This window comes from Eubacterium sp. An11, assembly GCF_002161065.1.
Classification (GTDB): Bacteria; Bacillota; Clostridia; order Lachnospirales; family Lachnospiraceae; genus Anaerobutyricum; species Anaerobutyricum faecale.
This window is the reverse complement of the sequence record NZ_NFLV01000001.1, coordinates 268,268-290,819: the sequence shown is the minus strand read 5'-3', so window position 1 is coordinate 290,819 and position 22,552 is coordinate 268,268. Positions and strand designations below refer to the sequence as shown.

The 22,552-nt window shown below is 48.8% G+C and carries 22 protein-coding genes; 5 read left to right on the top strand and 17 right to left on the bottom strand.

What is annotated here, in order from left to right:
* Positions 1-73: 73 nt before the first annotated feature.
* Together B5E53_RS01220 and B5E53_RS01215 are read right to left on the bottom strand one after the other, a co-directional pair.
* Positions 74-1,168: a hypothetical protein gene (locus tag B5E53_RS01220; protein ID WP_087311955.1), complete on the bottom strand. Its 1,095-nt coding sequence runs from the start codon at positions 1,166-1,168 to the stop codon at positions 74-76.
* Positions 1,169-1,234: 66 nt separating this feature from the next.
* Complete coding sequence (locus tag B5E53_RS01215; RefSeq protein WP_242963465.1) at positions 1,235-2,833, bottom strand: amidohydrolase; 1,599 nt, start codon at positions 2,831-2,833, stop codon at positions 1,235-1,237.
* A 212-nt stretch (positions 2,834-3,045) separates the two neighbouring features.
* Here B5E53_RS01215 and B5E53_RS01210 point away from each other — a divergent pair, with 212 nt between their 5' ends.
* Both B5E53_RS01210 and B5E53_RS01205 read left to right on the top strand, forming a co-directional pair.
* Complete coding sequence (locus B5E53_RS01210) at positions 3,046-4,296, top strand: M20 family metallopeptidase (protein WP_087311951.1); 1,251 nt, start codon at positions 3,046-3,048, stop codon at positions 4,294-4,296.
* A gap of 103 nt (positions 4,297-4,399) precedes the next feature.
* A complete protein-coding gene (locus B5E53_RS01205; protein ID WP_087311949.1) occupies positions 4,400-5,800 on the top strand; it encodes a YfcC family protein in 1,401 nt (466 codons plus the stop codon).
* Between the two features lie 193 nt (positions 5,801-5,993).
* On the opposite strand, the gene B5E53_RS01200 is transcribed toward B5E53_RS01205, so the two are convergent.
* From B5E53_RS01200 to B5E53_RS01170, 7 genes are all read right to left on the bottom strand, one after another.
* Entirely contained in the window at positions 5,994-6,773 is a 780-nt protein-coding gene (locus tag B5E53_RS01200; RefSeq protein WP_087311947.1) for a protein-ADP-ribose hydrolase, read from the bottom strand.
* Positions 6,770-7,807 carry a Sir2 silent information regulator family NAD-dependent deacetylase gene (locus B5E53_RS01195; protein WP_242963464.1) on the bottom strand — a complete coding sequence of 346 codons (1,038 nt, stop codon included), beginning with the start codon at positions 7,805-7,807 and terminating at the stop codon, positions 6,770-6,772. Before B5E53_RS01195 ends, B5E53_RS01200 begins: the two co-directional genes overlap by 4 nt.
* Positions 7,808-7,922: 115 nt before the next feature.
* Complete coding sequence (locus tag B5E53_RS01190) at positions 7,923-8,708, bottom strand: ABC transporter ATP-binding protein (protein ID WP_087311945.1); 786 nt, start codon at positions 8,706-8,708, stop codon at positions 7,923-7,925.
* Between the two features lie 16 nt (positions 8,709-8,724).
* The gene (locus B5E53_RS01185) at positions 8,725-9,714 is read right to left on the bottom strand and encodes a glycine betaine ABC transporter substrate-binding protein (RefSeq protein ID WP_087311943.1); all 990 of its coding nucleotides are present in this window, start codon (positions 9,712-9,714) and stop codon (positions 8,725-8,727) included.
* Positions 9,715-9,783: 69 nt separating this feature from the next.
* Positions 9,784-10,422 carry an ABC transporter permease gene (locus tag B5E53_RS01180; protein ID WP_087311941.1) on the bottom strand — a complete coding sequence of 213 codons (639 nt, stop codon included), beginning with the start codon at positions 10,420-10,422 and terminating at the stop codon, positions 9,784-9,786.
* Positions 10,419-11,186 carry a 4Fe-4S binding protein gene (locus tag B5E53_RS01175; RefSeq protein WP_087311939.1) on the bottom strand — a complete coding sequence of 256 codons (768 nt, stop codon included), beginning with the start codon at positions 11,184-11,186 and terminating at the stop codon, positions 10,419-10,421. Before B5E53_RS01175 ends, B5E53_RS01180 begins: the two co-directional genes overlap by 4 nt.
* A gap of 52 nt (positions 11,187-11,238) precedes the next feature.
* A complete protein-coding gene (locus B5E53_RS01170; RefSeq protein WP_087312207.1) occupies positions 11,239-11,718 on the bottom strand; it encodes a nitroreductase family protein in 480 nt (159 codons plus the stop codon).
* 215 nt (positions 11,719-11,933) lie between these two features.
* Here B5E53_RS01170 and B5E53_RS01165 point away from each other — a divergent pair, with 215 nt between their 5' ends.
* Both B5E53_RS01165 and B5E53_RS01160 read left to right on the top strand, forming a co-directional pair.
* Positions 11,934-12,287 (top strand): helix-turn-helix domain-containing protein, encoded by a 354-nt coding sequence (locus B5E53_RS01165; RefSeq protein ID WP_087311937.1) that lies wholly within the window; start codon positions 11,934-11,936, stop codon positions 12,285-12,287.
* Positions 12,284-13,702: an MATE family efflux transporter gene (locus B5E53_RS01160; protein ID WP_087311935.1), complete on the top strand. Its 1,419-nt coding sequence runs from the start codon at positions 12,284-12,286 to the stop codon at positions 13,700-13,702. The genes B5E53_RS01165 and B5E53_RS01160 overlap by 4 nt, the downstream gene beginning before the upstream one ends.
* Before the next feature lie 49 nt (positions 13,703-13,751).
* Here the strand turns inward: B5E53_RS01160 and B5E53_RS01155 are convergent, their stop codons facing one another.
* The 6 genes from B5E53_RS01155 to B5E53_RS01130 form a co-directional block, all read right to left on the bottom strand.
* Positions 13,752-15,056, bottom strand: coding sequence for a HAMP domain-containing sensor histidine kinase (locus tag B5E53_RS01155; RefSeq protein WP_087311933.1), 1,305 nt, complete (start codon positions 15,054-15,056; stop codon positions 13,752-13,754).
* A complete protein-coding gene (locus B5E53_RS01150) occupies positions 15,037-15,753 on the bottom strand; it encodes a response regulator transcription factor (RefSeq protein ID WP_087311931.1) in 717 nt (238 codons plus the stop codon). The genes B5E53_RS01155 and B5E53_RS01150 overlap by 20 nt, the downstream gene beginning before the upstream one ends.
* A gap of 83 nt (positions 15,754-15,836) precedes the next feature.
* Positions 15,837-16,388, bottom strand: a complete 552-nt coding sequence (locus tag B5E53_RS01145; protein WP_140401418.1) for a hypothetical protein — start codon at positions 16,386-16,388, stop codon at positions 15,837-15,839.
* 185 nt (positions 16,389-16,573) lie between these two features.
* Entirely contained in the window at positions 16,574-16,807 is a 234-nt protein-coding gene (locus B5E53_RS01140; RefSeq protein ID WP_087311927.1) for an aspartate dehydrogenase, read from the bottom strand.
* Positions 16,808-16,912: 105 nt separating this feature from the next.
* Complete coding sequence (locus B5E53_RS01135) at positions 16,913-17,509, bottom strand: TetR/AcrR family transcriptional regulator (protein WP_087311925.1); 597 nt, start codon at positions 17,507-17,509, stop codon at positions 16,913-16,915.
* A 166-nt stretch (positions 17,510-17,675) separates the two neighbouring features.
* Positions 17,676-19,625: an FAD-dependent oxidoreductase gene (locus tag B5E53_RS01130; protein ID WP_087311923.1), complete on the bottom strand. Its 1,950-nt coding sequence runs from the start codon at positions 19,623-19,625 to the stop codon at positions 17,676-17,678.
* A 385-nt stretch (positions 19,626-20,010) separates the two neighbouring features.
* On the opposite strand from B5E53_RS01130, the gene B5E53_RS01120 reads away from it, so the two are divergent.
* The gene (locus B5E53_RS01120) at positions 20,011-20,598 is read left to right on the top strand and encodes an AAA family ATPase (protein ID WP_087311919.1); all 588 of its coding nucleotides are present in this window, start codon (positions 20,011-20,013) and stop codon (positions 20,596-20,598) included.
* Between the two features lie 96 nt (positions 20,599-20,694).
* On the opposite strand, the gene tsf is transcribed toward B5E53_RS01120, so the two are convergent.
* Together tsf and rpsB are read right to left on the bottom strand one after the other, a co-directional pair.
* Positions 20,695-21,627, bottom strand: a complete 933-nt coding sequence (gene tsf / locus B5E53_RS01115) for a translation elongation factor Ts (protein WP_087311917.1) — start codon at positions 21,625-21,627, stop codon at positions 20,695-20,697.
* A gap of 170 nt (positions 21,628-21,797) precedes the next feature.
* Entirely contained in the window at positions 21,798-22,532 is a 735-nt protein-coding gene (gene rpsB, locus B5E53_RS01110; protein ID WP_087311915.1) for a 30S ribosomal protein S2, read from the bottom strand.
* Between the last annotated feature and the right edge of the window lie 20 nt (positions 22,533-22,552).

Below are 22,552 nucleotides of genomic sequence, written 5' to 3'. Positions count from 1 at the left end.
GTATACAATAAAAATCGGCCGCGGAAATCTCTCCCACGGCCGATTTTTCATTTTTATATTTTGTTACCGTCTTTTACACGATACCCAGTCCCTTTGCCACGATCATGATAAAGTCCTGCACATTTGTGACGATGGTGGTTGCCGCTAAGCTTCCGCGGTCCAGAAGTTTATTGACCACAAACTCGTCGGCATCCACTGTGTAAAGGAAGACCGGACGCACGGTTCCATCTTCTAATACCCGGTAGGACGGCGTCATATTGCCGGTGGCGATGGTATGAAGCATAGTCGCCAGACAGACAACGGTTGTTGCCTTCTTTACCATGTTCCGCATGGCGGTCTGACCCTCGTAGGCGTCGCCGATGACCTCCGGCAGCGGGCCGTCGTCACGGATGGAGCTGGTCAGTACGAACGGTACCTTTTCTTTCACGCAGCTGTACATGATGCCGTTGTCAATCTTATAGTCTTCGATAAACTGTGGAATGGAGCCGCTCTTTCTCACGCGGTTGATCACATCCAGATGATTGTAATGTCCGTTGGGATGAGACTTCTGGGTATAAATGTCCTGACCCAGCGCAGTGTGGAACATGGCTCCTTCCAGATCGTGGGTCGCCAGCGCGTTTCCTGCCATCAGTCCGTCCACATAGCCATTCTCGACCATGGCCTGCATAGCTCTTCTGGCGTCGGCGTCAAAGGAAAAGGCCGGTCCCATGACCCAGAGAATATTTCCATGTTCTTTTTCATATTTTAACAGTTCAAAGAGGCGGTCATAATCTCTGGCATAGGACGTCTCCCGGCTTCTGCCCTGACGGAACACAAACTGATCTCCCTCTTCTTCTTCCGGATTCTCAAATCCTCTGCTGTGCAGGTAGATGCCCTCCTCGGCATTCTCAGTCCTTCCGAGAATCACCTTATCGCCGACTTCCAGATTCCGGTTCTCCACCACCCGGAGTTCTCCGTCTTCTCCGAGGACCACGCTGGAATCCATACGGCTCTCTTTGGCCAGCTTCCACTGACCGTCAATCTTAAAATACTCCGGGTACATGGAAGTACTGTGGTAATTTTCCGGCGCCACTCCTTTGATGGTCACTGCCTCCCACGCCGCATCCGGCGCGTTTACAAATTTATCCTGGGTAAAATCCGGTTCTCTGTATTCTGGTAAATGAAACATGCTGTTACCTCTCTTCTATTTTTTTATTCATACATTTCTTATTATCCATGGTCAGACGCTCTGCCCCTATCTGCGATACACGCAGGCGCCGTCCACATAAGTCTCCATTACACGTACCTTATCAATGTCATCGGACGGAATCTCCATGATATCCCGGTCAAGCACCGCAAAATCCGCATGGTATCCCGGCTCCAGTACGCCGATATCCGGAAATCCCGCCGCCTGAGCCGCCCCTTTTGTATACAAAGTGACAGCCGTCTCAATATCCACGGTCTGCTCTCTGCCGCAGTCGGTACCGTCGGCGGCAATCCGGGTCACTGCCTGTTTCAGTCCCGGGAACGGATCTGAAGGCACAGACCAGAAGGTGGCCGGCGCATCGGTGGAAAATCCTGTCACTACGCCTTCTTCCAGCATAGTCTTTACCGGATAGCACTGCCGCATCCATTCTACGCCCAGATTCTTCCGGTAACTGGCGGACTCCGCGTACATGAAAATTGGCTGCGTCACAAAAGAAATGCCATGGGACGCTGCTTTTTTGATGCTGTCCGTCTCCGGGTCCGTCACATGTTCCACCCGCACATAAGGGATGCCCTCCGCAGTCCACGGTTCTTCTTCTGCCGCCCGGTCCACCATGCGGCTGATCGCCCTTCCTCCCATGGCGTGCATGGAAAGCTGGCAGTGGTGCGCTTTACAAAACGCAATGGCGGACTCCACCAGAGCGTCGCTGCACACGGATATTCCATACTCATCGGTGGACCCTTTAAACGGACGGTTCATCCACGCGGTCCTGCCGGAAATACTGCCGTCGCCGATCAGCTTCAGGCCGGCAGCAAAAATCTGCTGATTCCGGTTCAGATCTTCTTTTGACAGATCAAATTCCTGATCTCCGTCGAAGAAATCCCACATATAGTAAACGCCCACCTTCTGGCAGAAGCCTTTCCGGGCCGCGGCCCGGTAAATCGGCAGGTTATCCGTGGCGTCCAGATTGCCCATATCACAGATGGATGTGATTCCCTGAGAATTGAGAAGACTTCCCAGTTCCAGCAGGTTCTCCACCTTATTCTCCCGGGATTCCACCGGCAGAAGCGGCGCCAGAAGATTTCTTGCATTTTCTTTCAAAACTCCGGTCGGTTCTCCGTTTTCGTCCCTCTCGATCTCTCCTCCCGGCGGGTCCGGCGTATTTCTGTCAATACCAGCTATGGCAAGGGCCATGCTGTTGACACAGCGGATATGAGCGCAGGTACGCATCAGAGACACCGGAGCATCACTGCAGACCTCATCCAGATCATATCGGTTCGGAGAACGTTTCTCCGCAAACCCTTCCTCATCATAGCCCCAGCCTTCAATCCATTTTCCCGGTCCCTGGGCTTCCCTTCTCTTCCGGACGGCTTCTTTCAGCTCCGCAATGGAAGTGATCTCCGGCGGCATGATAGTAATCTGTTTCTGAAAATCTGCCAGAATGACCGGATGCATATGCGCATCCACGAATCCCGGGATCACTCTTCTTCCTTCCAGGTCAACCACGGGCCCGTCCCAGGATGGCATCTCTTCTTTTTTTCCGATCCAGGTAATCCGTCCGTTCTCCACCGTCATGGCGTCGGCTTCACGGATGGTATCACTGGCGGTAAATATTTTTCCATTCACAAAACATGTTTTTTCTGACATATTCATTGCTATCTACACTCCTTTAGGTACTATAATACCAGAACAAAAGATATTTGTCAGGAAGTTTTGTATAAATTATTGCAAAATTCGTAAAGAAGTAGTAACATAAATATTAATATGTTTTAATATTTATGACACACGTATGACTCCGAGGCTGGAATATAGATTGTCCGGAGTCTTTTCTTTTTTGTACAGAAAGGAGATTTACCAATATGGCAACGCCCAAAGGCGACAGCAATACAATCAGACAGATGGCGCAGGATCTGCGGGAGCAGCTTGTAAAAGACCGGCGGTATCTTCATCAGATACCGGAAATCGGAACCGACCTTCCGGAAACCAGCGCATATATTAAGAAACGTCTCGACGAAATGGGGATTCCGTGGAAGGACTGCGGCGGCCCTCTTCCGGAAAAAATGACGGAAGATTATATGGCCGCAGGCTTTCCACGCATGGAAAAAGAGACCGGTGTCATCGCTTCCATCGGCAGCGGAGAACCCTGTATTCTTCTCCGCGCGGATATGGATGCTCTGCCGATCAAAGAAGATACTCCTCTGGAGTTTAAATCCGTCAACGGATACGGACACATGTGCGGACATGACGCCCACGCCGCCATGCTTCTCGGTGCCGCGCAGATTTTAAAGCAGATGGAAGACTCGCTGCCAGGCACTGTCAAGCTTATGTTCCAGCCCGGCGAGGAAACCGGAGCCGGCGCACGTCTCATGGTAGAAGACGGGCTTCTTGAGAATCCGGCACCGGGCGCTGCTTTCGGCATTCACGTTCAGCCTTCCGATACCACCGGACAGGCCGGCTACGCCATGGGAGTCAACTCCGCCTCTCTGGATACGTTCATACTGAAGATCAGAGGAAACGGCGGACACAGTTCTCAGCCGCAGCTTTGCACCGATCCCCTGATAGTCATGAATCAGGTATATCAGGCAGTAAATCTGCTGGTGGGTCGCGAGACTGACCCGGCCGCCATGGTGGCTCTGACCTGCGGAGTGGCAAAGGGCGGCGCCGCCGTCAATATCATCCCCGATGAGGCGGAACTTCACATCGGCGTGCGTACATTAAACGTGGAGGCTGCGGAACATCTTAAAAAACGGATCCCTGAGCTGATCGATCACTATGTAAAGGCGTGGAACGCCGATTATACGCTGACCACCTTCCACACCCCGTGTACCCTGACCAACGAACTTCTCTGCCAGGAACTGGTTCCCTGCTTAAAAGAAGTGCTGGGCGGCAGCAATGTCCACCAGATTCCGGCCATGTCAGCCACGGAAGATTTCGGCTACGTGACAGAAAAAGTACCGGGCATGTTCGTCTTTTTAGGCGCCGGCGCTCCGGACAGCGCGCCCCTGCACAGCCCGCAGATGGTGCTTGACGAGGACGTACTTCCCCTGGGAGCGGCCCTTCACGCCAATGTGGCGATATCCTGGCTGAAGAGTCACAAAAACTCTTTATAGTTCCAGAACTTACGAACATCTGCAAATTATGCGGGCCTCCAACATGGGTCCTGCAATATTTCAGATAACACATATTACATATATATAATAGAAAGGAAAAAACATGAATACACAAGCCAAAGCAAAGAAAGGCTTCCGCATGCCGCATGTCTTTATCATCTTACTGTTAATCATGCTTTTTGTGGTTGTTCTTTCTTACCTCATCCCAAGCGGAAGTTACGAACGGGTGACAGACAGCGCAGGCATCACTGTCATTAACCCGGACACCTTCCAGTATGTGGAAAATGAAACACCGATCACCTTTATGGATTATTTTGAGGCTGTCTACAACGGTTTCGTCAACGGCGCCACCATTATGGGCACACTCTTTATCAGTTCCGGCGTCATCTACCTGCTGGAAGTGAGCGGGGCCTTCGGAGCCGGCATCAACCTGATCTTACAGAAAACCAAAGGAAAAGAGTTCTCTGTGGTATGTATTTTCTATACCATCTTTGTTATTTTCGGCGTGCTGGGATACGGTGAGGCCGCCTATCCATTTTATCCTCTGGCGGTGACCATCGGATTCGCCCTGGGATATGACCGGATGGTCGGTACGGGACTTGCCATCATCGGAAGCACCGTAGGCTTTACCTCCGGCCTCATGAACACTTTTACCACCGGCGTGGCCCAGCAGATCGTGGGACTTCCGCTGTTTTCCGGCATCGGCTTCCGTACCATCGGTCTTGTGGTTTTTTATATTATCGGTCTCGTGGGGCTCTACGCTTATTGCCGCAAGATCAAAAAAAATCCGGAAGCGAGCCTCATGAGCGACGAATATCTGAGCCAGAATAAAGAAGACCATGTGTCCGGCATAGAAGAAATGACTCTGCCGCGGATCCTGGGACTGCTGGTTTTCCTGTGCATCATCGTCATTCAGGGATTCGGCTGTATCCGCCTTGGCTGGAGCTTCCCGCAGATTGCCGCCATCTACGTGATCATGGGAATCCTTTTAACCATCATTTTCCGTTTCGAGCCGAGCAAAGCCTGTCAGCTGTTCTGTCAGGGCGCCGTGCGGGTCTTCGCCGCTGCTTTTGCCGTTGGCCTGGCCCAGTCCGTGGTAGTTCTCATGAATCAGGCGTGCATCATGGACACCATCGTCCACGCCATGTCCGTCCTGCTTCAAAACAAGAGTGCCATCCTTGCTCTGCTGATCATCTTCGTCTTTGTGACACTATTTAATTTCCTGGTGGTATCCGGCAGCGGCAAGGCCGTCATCGTCATGCCAATCCTGCAGCCTCTGGGCGAGATTCTTCACATCAACCAGCAGGTACTGGTGCTTACTTACCAGTACGGCGACGGCATCACCAACAGTTTCTGGCCGGGCAGCTCTCTGGTACAGCTCTCCATGTGCGGAGTGGACTACGGCTCCTGGATCAAGTTCTGCTGGAAAATCTATCTTGCCTTCATCGTCAGCGCATTCATTCTCGTGATGATTGCCCAGGGCATCGGATACGGGCCGTTCTAAATTTTATACAGACCGCAAAAAAGCTCTCCTTCTCCGGTGTACATTTGCTGTACTTCCGGCAAGGAGAGCTTTTTTATCTTTCCACAGATATTCCTTTCAGCACTGACTTTCTCTTACCATAGAATATATTCTGTCAGACAATTAAATGACTTCCCCCAGATTCTCTCTGAGGGAAGAAAAAATGAGATATGATTTATTTCAGAATCTCCCGATATATTTCCTGATCTTCCGGCTTGAACACATTAAACACGACTCGTTCTATGGATGTATCTTGTTTCAGATATTCCCGCACGGTCTTCACCGCGATCTCCGCCGCTTTCTGTTGTGGAAAATGAAACTCTCCTGTGGAGATACAGCAGAAAGCGATACTTTTCAGTCCATTTTCCGCGGCCAGTCCAAGGCAGGAACGGTAGCAGTCTGCCAGCTGCCGGCAGTGCTTTTTTGTAAGTTCCCCTGACACAATGGGGCCAACCGTATGAATCACATAGCGGGAAGGCAGATTATAGGCCGGTGTAATCTTTGCCTGCCCGGTGGGCTCTTCATAGCCCTGCTCATTCATGATCGTGTCACAGTCCAACCGGAGCTGAACGCCCGCATTGGTGTGGATGATGTTATCAATACAGGAATGGCAGGGTACAAAACACCCTCTCAGAGCACTGTTGGCAGCGTTTACGATGGCGTCAATCTTTAACGTTGTGATATCGCCCCGCCACAATACCAGACGGCCGTCCAGAGAAGACGGCGGCAGCAGCTCGCTGTCTGTGATTCCCTTTTCTGCCGTCTCTTCCTGAAGATATTCGTCCTGTATCCTGAGGAATTCTTCTTTTGCCGGACGGGGCGGACGGACATTCATCAGACTGCGGAGCAGTCCTTTTTGCTCCTCCTCACTGTCAGGTATTTTCATATCTCTATATGGAGGAAATTCCGACAACAATTCCTGAATCAGATATTCCCGCTTTTCTTTTTGTGTCATTTTCTCACCCCTGTTTCTGACATTTCCTGCAGTGTCTGTCCGATATCCGCATTGATACAGATGGATTTGTCCTTGATTTCATCCGGAGCCCAGGCTTCGCCCAGATTGATACATCCGTATACCGCATCCGGCTGCCTGCCGGTCATTCGCCAGAAATTAAATTTAATGATAGACGGCGTGTTCATTCCGGTCCCAAGCTCCAGATAGACTGTTTTAAGATTCCGGTGGCGTCGCAGGAATTCGCTGTATCTTTCCGCCGCCCAGTGCCATCCCTCATCTTCCACAAACGTGTTGTCGGCGCGCAGATTCATGCTCATGGGACGTCCGCACCGCGGGCAGCGGGGGATAAGTTCTGTCGGTATCCGCATCCCGGTCTTCTTCCCCTTGGGCAGAGCAAGTTTTTCTTTTTCTCCGCTTTCCCCAAAAAGAAATCCCTGAGCTTTCAGCATCTCTTCCACCTGGCTTTCGTTATCGTAGGTTTCCCGGTGACACGGCCCGGAACACTGCCAGAGACCATAATCGCCCTGGGTATAGAACAGACGCTTTTTGTCAAAACCCGCCTTCTGAAAACAGTGATCCACGTTGGTGGTGAGGACAAAATAGTCTTTGTTTTTCACCAGCTTTAAGAGCTGCTCATATACCGGTTTCAGCGCATTCATGTAGCGGTTGATATAAATGTAGCGGCTCCAGTAAGCCCAGTATTCTTCCAGAGAATCAAAAGGATAAAACCCACCGGAGTACATATCCTCAAAACCATATTTTTCCGCAAAATCCCCAAAATATTTCCGGAAGCGGTCTCCCGTATAGGTAAAGCCCGCCGAAGTGGAAAGACCGGAACCGGCGCCGATCACCACGGCGTCCGCGGATTCTATGGCGTGTTTTAATATCACAGCCTTTTTTTCGCCATCCGGCTTTATCTGCCATTTCTTCTGAAGGTTCCGTCCGTCGCTGTTTCCGGCTGTTTTGCCGGCTGTGAAATCAGTTACCTTATTCGTTTTCTTTTCCTTTCTTTTTTGTAATTTTTCCAAAAACATTCCGATCCACCTCTCTCTGATAAACTGTATGCGCGCGGCTTTCAGGCTCTCCCGCCATATCCCCAGCTGCCGGAATTCTCAAACTATCCTGTTGCATCCCCGATGGCCAGGATCCTCAGACTGCGCCGCTGTACTCACAGTCCCCCAGTTTTTCCTCCGGCAAATGGCATCGCCGGCGCTCTTTTTCCACCAGTTTTTTTACATATTCCGTAGCCGGTGCGTGGAGAATCTCATGGGGCGGAGCAAACTGCTGGATACTGCCCGCATCCATCACCAGAACCTTTGTCCCCAATTTTAATGCTTCTCCAATGTCATGGGTGACAAAGAGAATCGTGATCCCCGTCTCCCGGTGGATCCGGGCGATTTCCTCCTGCAGACTGCCTCTGGTGATCTCATCCACCGCCCCGAAAGGCTCATCCATCAGCAGGATATCCGGAGACGCCGCCAGCGCCCGGGCGATACCGACCCTCTGCTGCTGTCCGCCGGACAGTTCCGCCGGATAACGGCCGCGCAGGGAATCTTCCAGCCCCACGATGTTCATCCACTTTGTGACTGCCTGCTCTGTCCGCTTTTTATCTTTTTTGTTGAGCAGATTCGGCACATAGGCGATATTTTTCTCCACCGTCATATGCGGAAACAGCACGCTTCCCTGGATGGCATAGCCGATGTTGCGGCGCAGCATGGTCAGATCTGCCTGCCGGGTACTGTTTCCTTCCACCAGGACTTCCCCGCTCACGGGCTCCACCAGCCCGTTTACCATTTTCAGGATCGTCGTTTTTCCGCAGCCCGAAGAGCCGATGATAGTGACAAACTCCCCTTTTTCAATGGAAAGATTAAAGTTTTCGATGATCGTCTTCTCTCCATAGGCCATACAGATATTTTTATATTCTATGATACTCATATGTTTGTCACCTCTATTACTCCAGCAGCCCTTTTTCCTGTAAAAATGCGCTGGCCACATCTTCCGGCTCCCGTCCTTCGGTCTCCACCTGATCATTCATCTTTGCCATCTCTGCGTCTGTGATCAGATTCTCCACCTTGTCAAACACCTGCTGCAGCTCCGGATGATCCTCAAGCACTTCATTTCTCACCACAAAACCACACATATAGGATGGATACAGCCCCTTGTCATCCTCCAGAACCACCGCATCCGCCGTGGAAAGCTGTCCGTCTGTGGTGAAAATATTCATCACATCAATTTCTTTCTGAGCCAGGGCATCGTATTTCAGCCCGATATCCAGATCCATGGTATCTTTAAAGGTCAGACCATAGGTATCGCAGAGGGCGTCATAACCGTCTTCCCGCTCAAAAAAGTCATACTCTGCTCCGAATACCAGCTGGTCGGATACCGCCGCCAGATCGGAATAGGTTTTCAGATTATACTTCTTCGCAATATCGCTGGCCACCACCAGACCGTAAGTATTATTAAAACCCAGCATTCCCGTCCAGGTCATATCCATCTTCTCATAACCAGCCTGCAGCTGATCAAACATGCTCTCATCATAAAGGCTTTCTTCTTTCAATACTTCATTCCAGCCGCTGCCGGTGTACTCCGGATAAAAATCGAACTCCCCTTCTTCCATGGCCGGCTGAATGTTGGCGGTGCCGCCGCCCACACCCTCCGTGATCTCCACCGTCAGATCCGTATTCTGCTCAATGAGAGTCTTCATCATACTCCCTATAATGTACTGCTCCGTCATGGGTTTCGTTGCCATACGGATGGTCTGACTGCTCTGTCCGCATCCGGTAAGAATTCCCGCTGCGGTAATGGCTGTCAGCAGCAAAGCCGCTCCTTTTTTTAAGCCTCCTCTTTTTCTGTCAGCTGAAATTTTGCTGATATTCTCTGTTTTCAGGCCGCAGATCTTCACATTTTCTTCTCTCTTACACTTCTTTTCAAATTTCCCCATTTTTTGTCTCCTCTTTATACCTTTGACTGTTTTCCTGCTATTCCGTTTTTATGATTTTTCCAACCACTTTTATGCAACGCTATGCCGTTTTGTCTTTTTTTCCACCTGTCCGATGAGGACATCCACCACAATGGCCAAAACAGCGATCAAAAGACTGCCCACCAGCGTCATGGCTTTGTTGTTGGTGGTGATTCCCCGGTAGATGGCCACCCCCAGTCCGCCTGCTCCGATAAAAGAGGCGATACCTGCCAGAGCGATGGTCATGACCGCCATGTTCCGGATCCCAGAAATGATCACCGGCATCGCCAGCGGCAGCCTGACTTTCACCAGGGTCTGCAGGCGTGTGCTTCCCATACCTGTGGCTGCTTCCAGCAGCAGAGGACTTACATTGGTAAGACCGGTGTGGGTATTTCTCACCATGGGAAGCAGCGCGTAGACCGTCAGGGCGATGACCGCCGTGGTATCTCCCACTCCCGACAGCGGGATCAGAAATCCCAGCAGGGAAATGGAAGGAATCGTGTAAATGAAATTGACGATTCCAATGACAATCCTGGAACTCTTCTGATATTCGCTGATGACAATTCCAATGATCAGACCGATCACCATGGCAATGGCGATGGAAAGCAATGAAATCTGTATGTGCTCCACAAGAAGCTCCAGAAAGAAATCCCAGCGGTTCTGTATCAAATCAATGATTTCTGTTATCATAAATCATCCCTCTTTTCCTGCTGTTTTTTTGCTCTGTCCGGATTTTCATTGTTTTGCCCGGATTTTTCACAGTTCCGCACCGCACTCTCATTTTCCAATCTTTTCTCTATGGCCGAAACCGGGCAGTTTTCAAAACATAATCCACAGTGCAGGCAATGCTCCTGCATGATGCGGTACGGTGTTCCCGGTTCAATGCACTGCTGCGGACAGAGACCGGCACATTTTCCACAGCCGATGCAGGCATCCGTGATCAGAAAACCTTTCTTCACCGGGGCTACCGCCTCAGCCGCCTTCCGGTCGTTCCGGCTCTGGTCTGTATTCTGCTTCTCAGTCCTGATATCACTTCCCAGCCGGAAGGCTGCCCGGTAAATGGGACTCTTCCCCAGGTCAAAAAACTCCACCTGCCCTTCAGAGATGCAGAATGGTTCCAGAATGTAACGGCTCTCCCCCGGATAAACCCCTTTCATGGAAGGATTCTCTTCAAATATCCGGTCGATCCACATTTTCTGATCTTCCAGTTTTTCTGCCCTGCCGTCAAGACGGATCATCTGCCAGTCCTTCGTCAACCCGGTAACCGCCACATCGCCGGAAGCCATCAACTGTCTATAAAAGTCTTTTCCCCGGGCTGTGCAGAAATACAGTTTTTCATTTTCCGCCAGCATCACATCAATGATGCGGATCTGCGGTTTCCCATCTTCTGATACCGTGGCGAAAGCCACATCCTTTATCTCCCGTAATAAATCAAGACATTTTTGTGCGTTCATGTTTTCTACCTCTTTCTTTTACATATCCTGTTTTATATCTGCTTTAATTTCTTTATCTCTTTAACCTTATCTTTTTATCCGTCCACCCGGCGCCTTTTTTATCTCCGGCCGATGAATCCGGCCTTCTTCCACGGTTCTCTGTGTTCCTCTGGCATAGCGGATAAATGCCTTTCTCCGCCAGCCGTTCCATTTCTTTATATGCCAGATTCCGAAATACATGCATCTGTTCGCTGTCATCAATGAGTGTAAACTCCACTTGCTGCTTGTTTCCGCCATTGGGAGCATTTCCCAGACGCCGGAGCATATCTTTTATCATCGCGGAGTCCACGTTTCGGTTCTGATACCGCCGGCAGGAATGACGATTGGCAATGAGCTCGTTGATCACTCTCTCCGCTTCCGGGATATCCGGCACAGGAAGACTGTCCTCCGGCTTTTTACCGAGAACCTCAATGGCTCCCGGACAGACCTTCACGCACACTCCGCAGCCCACGCATTTTTCCTCATTCACTTTAAATCCTGCGATATTGTTCATTTCCTGTCCTCCTTTATATCTCCATTATACGAATGCATTTTCAGAAAAAAAGTACGCACTTTTTTATGCCCTGGTTACCTTTTGGTAACCTTGCAAATTCAGGCGTACTTGACTATAATACAAATGTTACATCGAAAAACGTCATTTCAATACGGGAATTTTTCATTGCAGGGATTTTCTGCAAATTTCAAAATCCAAAAGAGAGGTGAGAGGATATGCTGACAAAAGAAGAACTGCCGGAATGCCCGGTGGCAACCACCGTACAGCTCATTGGAAGCAAATGGAAACTGTTGATCATAAGAAATCTTCAGATGCGCCCCTGGCGTTTTAACGAACTGAAAAAGAATCTGGAAGGCATCAGCCAGAAAGTCCTCACGGACAGTCTCCGCTCCATGGAGGAGGATGGCATTATCGTGCGCACCGTCTATCCGGAGATGCCTCCGCGGGTGGAATACAGTCTCTCCAAACTGGGCGAATCCATGAAGCCGATTCTGGACGCCATGGAACAGTGGGGAAATAATTATAAGGCCAGTCTGGAAACAGACGGAGGAAAGAAGGAAATGTCATGAAGTCGCATCAGACAGATTTTTCAACAGGAAATGTATACAGAAATATCTGTGAAGTGGCTGTGCCGATGATTTTCGCACAGCTTTTAAATCTGCTTTATAATGTGGTGGACCGCATTTACATTGGAAAGATTCCGGAAATCGGCACCACCGCCCTCACCGGCGTGGGACTGTGTTTTCCCATTATTACCCTGGTATCGGCCTTTACCTATCTCTACGGCAACGGCGGTTCGCCCCTGTGCGCCATGGAAAGAGGCCGGGGCGACGACCGGGAAGCAGAGCTTTTCATGGGAAATTCTTTTACTTTACTGGTGGGCACCGGCCTGGTTCTGACCGTCATCGGTCTGCTCATTTATAAACCGGTCCTTTACCTGTTCGGCGCCAGCGATGTCACCTTTCCCTATGCAGAAGAATACATACGCATTTACCTGCTGGGAACCATTTTCGTGATGATCTCCGTGGGAATGAATCCTTTCATTAACTGCCAGGGATTCGGCAGCATGGGAATGCTCACGATCTTAATTGGCGCAGTGTTAAATATCATTCTGGACCCGCTGTTTATCTTTGTCTTTGGTCTGGGCGTCTCCGGGGCTGCCATCGCCACCGTTCTCTCCCAGCTGTGTTCGGCCCTCTGGGTGCTGCGTTTTCTCACGGGGAAACGGGCCGTACTTCATCTGAGAAAGAGTACGCTCCGTCTGCAGGGGGCAAAAGTAAAAAAGATCCTGGGTCTTGGTGTATCCGGATTTTTTATGGCATTTACCAACAGTCTGGTACAGGTCGTCTGCAATGCCACCCTTCAGGTGTACGGGGGCGATCTGTATGTGGGTATCATGACGGTGCTGAATTCCGTGCGGGATATCTGCACCATGCCGGTGCAGGGATTTACCAACGGCGCCTCCCCGGTCATCAGTTTTAACTACGGAGAAGGCGCATATCAGAAAGTGAAGAAGGCTATCAAGTTCACCACCATTGTCTGCGTGGCCTACACTTTATTTATGTGGGGGATTCTGAAACTGATCCCGGCATTTTTCATCCGGATTTTCAATGACAATCCGGATCTGCTGGCCCAGGGCATCCCCGCCCTGCACATTTACTTTTTCGGATTCTGCTTTATGGCCCTGCAGTTTACAGGACAGAGCGTCTTTGTGGCTCTCGGCAAATCCGGATATGCCACCTTCTTTTCCCTGCTCCGGAAAGCGATCATCGTCGTTCCCCTCACCATCCTGCTGCCGGGACTGGCGGGTCTTGGCACCGACGGAGTATTCTGGGCAGAACCTATATCCAACCTTCTGGGCGGCTGTGCCTGCTTTATCACCATGCTTCTCACGGTGCTTCCGGAGCTTTCCTCCAAAAAAAGTACATCCGGTATTTCCACCGTTTCTGACAAAAAGAATATATCACACACAAAAAAAGAATAAGGCGGAACAGGTTTCTGCTCCACCTTATTCTTTTCACACATGAACAAACTCAGATCACCGGAAAAAGAAGAGTCAGACGGAAAGACTCCCCTTTCCGCTCTGTCCCGCATTTTCCGTGCATTTTCTCCATCATATTTTTTATATTCTGAATACCAATACCGGTGCTCTCCGTCCTCCCGGTGTCCCGGCGGACGTGGTTCTCTACAGAGAAACCGATAAAATTCTCCTCTCTGACCGAAGAAAGAATCAGCGGAAAAGCAGCATCCGCATATTTCAGAAGGTTCGATGTGATGTTGTCCATGATCCTCATCACGTAATCCTCCGAAATCCTGATCTTTTCATCGCTCCATTCCACCTGAAAGTCTACCTGGAATCCTTTCTGTTCCAGATAACTGCACGTCTCAGAAAAAATATCATAAAAAATTATCTCAAAGGCCTCCGGCTCCTCCAGCTGTATTTCTTCACTGCCGGCCGTCAGCGAATATTCAAAAAGATGATCGGTCAGCTGTTTCATCTGGTAAGCTTTCTTTTCAATGATATCCATATATTTTTTCTGCTGCGCCTCATCCAGATTTTTTCCTTTTTTCAGTATTTCTGTATACAATATGATGGACGTCACCGGCGTGCGCAGGTCATGGGACATCTCTGTGACAATCCTCTGATTTTTCTGAACCATCTGCGCTTCTCTCTCTCTGATTTCCAGAAAGGACAGGCGCATATGATCCAGTCCCTCCGCCAGAGCCGCCAGTTCATCTTTACCTTTTACTGTCACCGGATAATCCAGGCTTCCGCCTTCCAGGATCTCGATCTCCTCGCTGAGCATCGTTATGTAACGCATTTTCTTCCTGATCCCAAAAAGGACCAGAAACAAAAACATGGCAAAAGCCAGCAGAATACTGGCAACGAGTTCATAATTGTAAAGCTGATAATCATAGAAGGCCAGAATACTCACCTGGGCGTCGCCATCCGCAAACTCCACCGTATAATACGTCTCGTAATCACTTAACGTAATTTCCTCTTTGGAGACTTCCTGCTCAGGATAATCCGAATTGAAAACCTGGATCCCATCCTTATAGATATAGATAGAAACATTTTTCTGCTTACGCACCCAGGAGGAGAGCGCTTCTGTCTCTCCCGTCGTAATCTGTTCCTGTTTTACATATCTTTGAAAATCATCCATGGCCGCCCGGTCTTTTTTCTCCCGATACGTGGAATTATACAAATATTTATCGATCATGTAAATTCCTGCGGAGTCCAGCGCCCGGAATACAAGAAAAGATAACAGCGCAGCGACAACCAGCAGGCGGAAAAGCTGTACATAGATGGAATTCTTTTTATTTATACCCTGTGTCAAATTTGTACCCCTTTCCCCATACAGTCCTCACATATTCCGGCGCCTTTGGATTCTTCTCAATCTTCACCCTGAGCTTCCGGATATGTACCATGACCGTGCTGTTGCAGGAGTAAAAATACGGTTCCTCCCACACGCTCTCGTAGAGATTCTGCGCTGAAAAAATCTTTCCGGGATGCCGCATCAGCAGCAGCAAAATATTATATTCTATTTCCGTCATATTTTTCTCCACGCCGTCCACAAAGACTTCATTGAAAGTTTTATGTATCCGAATCCCTCCTATTTCCAGATATGGCTCCTCCTTCTCTGTCTCCGGCGTGTATTTTCCCAGATAAATCCTGTACCGGCGCACCAGCGCTTTCACCCGGCCCAAAAGCTCCGCATAGGAAAATGGCTTGGGCAGATAGTCGTCGCCTCCCGCCATCAGACCGATCAGTTTATCCGATTCCTGAGCCTTGGCAGTGAGAAACAGGATTGGCACATTGGAAATCTTCCGTATCTCTTCGCAGGTGCGAAGTCCTGACATTCCGGGCATCATCACATCAAGAATCACCAGATCGGTATCATCCTCCAGAAGTTCCAGCCCCTTTCTGCCGTTCTCCGCTTCCTGCACCATGTAGTTTTCACTTTCCAGAAGAATCCGCACGCCTTCTCTGATATCGGCGTCATCTTCCACGATCAATACCTGTTCTTTCTTCATATTTTGCTCCTTTAGATACGTCACATCTTCTGTGCAGTTCCTTTTCTCACTGCCCGTCCATTTATGCCTTATTGCTCACTGTTTTATCTTTTGGTTCTACTTGTGCCGGCTGTTGTTTTTTTGGTACTTTTCGTGCTCTTTTTGGACTTTGTACCCTTTTTAGCTTTCTTTTTGTTCTTTTTGGAAGAGGTTTTGTTCTGCTTTTTCTGTTCTGTACTTTTCTTGCTGAAAACCTCCGCTTTACCGGAATCTTTTTTCGCCGTGGAACTATTTCCGGCAGCTGCCGTTGTGCTCCCACCGCCGTTTTTTCCGGCATCTGCTGCACTCTTATTGTCTTTCTTCTCCGATGCTGCTGTGGTACTCTCGCTGCCGCTCTTTCCGGCGGCCGCTGTTGTTCCCTTGCTTCCGGATTTGGTCGTGCCGGATTTAGGCTTTATGCCTGATGTTCCGGACTGACTGCCTGTTTTATTCTGCGTGGATTCCGTCTTAGACGCGGGACTGCTGTTCCCGGCGTTCTTTTTCTTCGGACCGCTGCAGGCCATCATGCTGAACGCCATCACGCCTATCATACCAAATACCAGCCCTTTTTTCATTAAACCTTTCATTGTTCCCTTCATTTCTCTGTTTTTCATCATCAGTTGCTCCTTTCTTTTAAGAGTTCTGTTTTTGTTTCACCATATCACTGCGGTTACTCCAAACTCTTTTTCGTGTATTTCAAAGCAATGTTCCTTTGATGTGTTCATTATCTCAGAGAAATCTGAATGGTTCCTGAAAAGAATCTTAATGAATCTGAAGATTGCACCTCACAGCCTGCCGTCTCTCAGTAAATTTTCGGAATTTCTCCCTCAACGCCATACTGTTTCCGAAACAGTTCCAGATCTTCTTTATTTTTTATAAACATGACTTCCTCACATTTTCCCGTATGAATATCCTGAAAAGCTGCCACCTGCTCGCCGTTGCAGATGCTGCATTTTAAGACTGGTTTTTGATTCTCCTTATCATAGGTCTTCACTTCTGTATTCCTGCCGCCTGTTTTTCTTTTGAATAATCCCATAGCTGATCCTCCTTCTCTTATCCGGATTTTTCATTAACAGCCGTATTTTTTATGCGTTCTGCCTCTGTCTCCCGATGGATAACAACAGTTTCATTCATGCACGGATCACTCATCCGCCCGACGGATCACTCCGTTCAGATAGATGGAAAACATCCGCTCCGCCACTTCCTCGATGTCATAGGAACCTCTGGAGGAACTCCAGTCAAAAATGATTCCCTTGGCCAGGATGCACAGCTCTTTGGCAATCTGATCTGCCTCATAACCTTCCCTGATCTCACCGGCCTTCTCGTGAAGACATTTTTTAGAGATTTCATAAAAGGCATTGTACATATACATAGGATCGATGGCCCGGTTGTTGGAGTTAAAAAAATTAATGCAGAAATCCAGGCCAAAGTCTGCGGTATAACGGATATACCACCGGTAACAGATGAGCATCTGATGATAGAGATCCGCGTTCTTCATGGTTTCTTCCTGCCCTGCCAGGAAATCATCGGCTGATCTGGTGTAATAGTAAGCCATCAGTTCATCTTTATTCTTAAAGAAATGATAGAAACTGCCGTTGCTCGTGTTGGATTCCTTGCAGATTCTCCGCACAGTCACCTTATCATAACCCTCTTCCTTTAAGATCCTGACTGCTGTCTGGAAGATCAGATCTCTTGTCTTTTTTCCGTTCTCTGTAAGTTCCGTATTGTCTCTTCCCATCTCTCTGCTCCTTATGCTCGTTCTTCTTTTCTAAAAATGCTACCATAACTTCAAGCTATGCGCAAGTGCCGAAAAGGGGCGAGCCGCACGCGGTCCCCCCATCTGCCCGTGCGGCTCGCCCCTGTATTCTGCTTTCATGTCAATTGTTTACATGATTCTTTTTATATTATAAGGACCATCCCAGATAGTAGCTTTCCTCAATATTGCGGATGCCTTGTTTCACATCTTTGGCATCTCCCGTCAGCACCGTTCTGATTCCGGTATCTTTCAGCGCCTCGTACAAATCCTGGTTGGAGGAGGAACCTACTGCCACAATAATATCTGAGACATCATCAATCTCGTACTCTTTATCTTTGTACTTGTATGTCACGGTTTCACCGTCATAATTCTGGAAGAATGCCTTGGTGTGGACGTCCACTTTAAACTCGTCCAGAATCTTGAACAGGAAGTAGTTGTTGGAATATTCTCCATCCAGAGAAATGCCATCCCTCACCTCCAGAATGGACACGTGTTTGAAGTCCTGCGCCACATGGGCCGCCGTTTCCACTCCCACACTTCCGCCGCCGATAACTACCACATTTTTGCCGGTCAGCGTCTTTCTTCCGCTTAAGATGTCCTGCGCTTTAAATACGTTTTCCGCATCCAGTCCCGGAAGAGGCAGCATTTTTTCTCTGCTTCCCGTGGCAATCACGATGAGATCCGGCTTCTCCTCCTGCGCCATCTGCGCTGTGTATTCTGTGTTAAGATGTACTTCCACGCCCAGTTTTTTCAGCTGCCTTCTCTGCCACATGGTCAGAGTAGTAAAATCCTGTTTTGCCGGAGGCACCGCTGCCAGATTCCACTGGCCGCCCATCTTGCCACTCTTCTCGTAAACAGTTACCTTATGTCCCTTTCTGGCAGCTGTGATCGCTGTCTCACAACCGGAAACGCCGGCTCCCACCACGGTGATCCGTTTCGGTTCTTCCGCCTTTTTCTCTGTCTCCTCTGCCAGGAATTCTTTGTTGGTCTTCGGGTTCACCATACACTGGATCGGCTCACCCCGGCGCAGATTGCCAAGACATCCCTGCACGCAGCCGATACACAGCTGGATATCTTCTTTATGTCCTTCCAGATATTTTTTCGGAGCCAGCGGGTCCGCCAGGGACGCCCTTCCCATACAGACAAAGTCTGCGGTTCCGTCTTCGATAATATGGTTGGCCAGGTCAAAATTAAGGATTCTTCCGATGGCGATGACCGGAATTCCCTTGATGACATCTCTGCATGCTTTCACATGATCGATGAATCCCGCCGGAGGAATGGCACCCGGCTGGATAACGCCCCACTCCGTGGCGTTGACGCCCTGGCTGATGGTGATGGCGTCGATGTCCTCCCGGGAGAAAATCCGGGCCAGCTCGCGGCCTTCTGCCACCTGCAGTCCTCCCGCCACAAATTCATTGACGGTCAGTTTAAACAGAACAGGATAATCTTCTCCCACGGCTGCCCGCACCGCACGGATCACTTCCACGCCGAATCTTGCCCTGTTTTCTGTACTTCCCCCATACTCATCATTTCTCTTGTTGGAAAACGGAGAATTAAACTGGTTGATGAGATAACCGTGGGCTCCATGAATCTCCACTGCGTCGAATCCACATTTTTTCGCCCGCACGGCCGCGTCGGCATAGGCCTGAATGATCTCCTGAATATCTTCTTTTGTCATCTCCCGCGGTGTCTCAAAGGATGGCGGATCCTTGTACGGTGACGGCGCCATGCACTGCACCCCGTTGACTCCGCTGTTGGTCTGTCTTCCTGCGTGATAAATCTGACAGCAGATCTTCGTATCCAAAGCATGGATCCGGTCCACAAATTTTGTGTGGGCCTCAATCTGATCATCGGACCAGAGGCCCGCCAGATCCCGGAATCCGCCTGCCGTCGGTGTGATAGCATAATCCTCGGTAATGATCATGCCCCAGCCGCCTCTGGCCTTTTCCTCATGATATTGAATATAACGCTCCGTCGGCATTCCGTCCGGCTGATTGCTGTTGACTACCATCGCCGGCACGATCAGCCGGTTCTTTAAAGTAAGCCTTCCAATGGTTCCGGGCTGAAACGCCGCTCCCGCCTCTTTGTAACTCATCATTTTTCCTTTCCACCTTTCTCAGTCTTCTTCCCGGTCTTCGCCGGTTTCCCCCGGAATCAAAAACCGGGGTTCCATCGTCTGATATCTTTTGATGAACTGAGTATAGCACTTTATTGGAACATTGTCTAGAGCATGTTCTAGATAATGTTCCAATTTGTCGTAATGCATAAAAAACAAAGATAACATTTGTTCATCCTGCCCATAAAAAAATTCAGACAACGGATTCTTTTCCCTATCCTTTTTCTTGCAATACATTTTCGTCAATGTTACTATTAAGAAGTCAAAGGATGGAAGGTAATATTTTCACATTCTTTTTTCTTTCCGAAATGGAAAGGAACAAAACCATACATCATAGAAAGGAGCCGGCATCGCTGCCGTAAAAGCCATGAAAAAAATGATACTTGTTACTTCCCCTCCTGCATGTGGGAAGACTTATATTTCCAAACAACTTGCTAAAAATTTAAAACATGTCGTCTACCTCGACAAGGACACGCTGATCCCTCTGTCCAATCGGGTATTTGCGGCTGCCGGTGAGGAAATCAACCGCAGTTCAAAGTTTTTTGAAGATAATATACGCGACTACGAATATGAGACGATTGTTGATATCGGAGTGGAGGCACTGGAATATGATGACATTGTGTTGATCAACGCTCCGTTCACCAAAGAAGTACACGATGAAGATACCCTGGAACGTTTCCGCACAAAACTGAGAAAAAAGAATGCCAAGCTGGTCATCATCTGGGTAGTCACTGACCCGAAAGTCTGTCATCAGAGAATGATCGCCCGGAACTCTGACCGCGACACCTGGAAGCTTCAGCATTGGGATCAATATATCAAAACCGTTGACTTTTCCATCCCGGAACCTCTGGAACGGCTGGATGCAGGGCACGACCTGATTCTTTTCCATAATTCTTCCGATGAAGAATTTGAGGAATCCATGCGGACCATTCTGCCGAAGCTGGAAGAAGAATGAGACTTTATCTTTACTTTTGAAAATTATAAAAAGCCCTTGAAGATCCCATAAAACGGGTATTTTCAAGGGCTTTTGAGTACTCTTTAAACGATGAAATTACATTCCCATCTGAGCTGCAACTTCTGCTGCAAAGTTCTCCTGTTTCTTCTCGATTCCTTCGCCTGTTTCCATGCGGACAAATCCTTTGATGACAACTTTTGCGCCGTTTGCTTTTGCAACTTCGTCAACGTATTTTCCAACACTCTGTTTTCCGTCTTCTGCTTTTACGTAAACCTGATCAAGGAGACAGATTTCTTTTAACTCTTTGTTCAGACGGCCTTTTACCATACCGCTGATGATCTTGTCATTGGCGTCTGGTTTTTCATTTTTGGCAGCAGCCATGAGGATCTCTTCCTCTTTTGCAAGGTAATCCTGATCAACTTCGGCTCTGCTTGTATATTTTGGTTTTAAAGCTGCAACCTGCATGCAGACATTCTTTGCCATCTCTTTGATCTCGTCGTTGACAACGTCTGTCTCAACGTCAACAAGAACGCCGATCTTTCCGCCCATATGAGTGTAGGAAGCAACAAAACCTGCATCCTCTTTTACCTGCTCATATCTGCGGATGTTCATGTTCTCACCGATGATAGCAATCTGGCCTGCCAGAGCTTCTTTTACAGTCTTTGTATCGTCGAACTTCCATGTCTCAGCCAGGAAAGCGTCCATATCAGCTGCTTCTGTATCCATAGCCTGCTCTGCAACCTGTCCAACGTAAGCCTGGAACTTCTCGTTCTTTGCAACGAAGTCTGTCTCTGCGTTTACTTCAACTGCGACTGCTTTGTGTCCGTCTTCGGAAACAAGAACCTTAACGATTCCCTCTGCAGCAATTCTTCCGGCTTTCTTCTCAGCGGTAGCCAGACCTTTTTCTCTTAAGAACTCAATTGCTTTATCGAAATCACCGTCAGTAGCTGTAAGAGCTTTCTTACAGTCCATCATTCCGGCACCTGTCATTTCACGTAACTCTTTTACCTGTTTTGCTGTAATAGCCATTTTCATTCCTCCAAAATCATCAAATCATTTTTTGTGTCCGGCATTCCCGACAGCTGATCCGCAGCCGCTGCGCGACCCTCTTTTCCGGAAATGCACCGGTAATAACATATCACACAAAAATGCCCCGGCCTGCGAGATGCAGGCTGAGGCGTATGGAACTGCGTTGAGAATTAAGCTTCTGCCTCTGCAGCTTCCTCTTCTTCTTCTGCAACTTCTGCATCCTGTCCCTGATTGCCTTCGATAACGGCATCTGCCATCTTGGAAACGATTAATTTGACTGCACGGATAGCGTCGTCATTTCCAGGGATCACGTAATCTAACTCTTCAGGGTCACAGTTTGTATCACAGATACCAACTAAAGGAATACCCAGAGTATGTGCTTCCTGAATGCAGATTCTCTCTTTTCTTGGGTCAACAACGAAAATCATATCAGGAATATCCTGCATCTCTTTGATACCGCCCAGGTTCTTCTCCAGTTTCTCCTGCTCTCTCTTGAGCTGGATGACTTCTTTCTTAGGAAGTACTTCAAATGTTCCGTCCTCTGCCATCTCCTCAATCTTCTTTAAGCGGGCAACACGGCTCTGGATGGTCTTGAAGTTCGTGAGCATACCACCTAACCATCTCTGGTTTACGTAGAACATTCCACATCTCTCAGACTCGTTCTTGATAGAATCCTGTGCCTGTTTCTTTGTTCCAACGAAAAGAATCTTTCCTCCGTTAGCTACACAATCTCTGATTGCGTTGTAAGCTTCGTCTACCTTACCTACAGACTTCTGTAAGTCGATGATGTAGATGCCATTACGCTCTGTGTAGATGTACGGAGCCATTTTAGGGTTCCATCTTCTTGTCTGATGTCCAAAATGAACACCGGCTTCGAGTAACTGTTTCATTGAAATTACACTCATGTCAATTCTCCTTTTTTGTT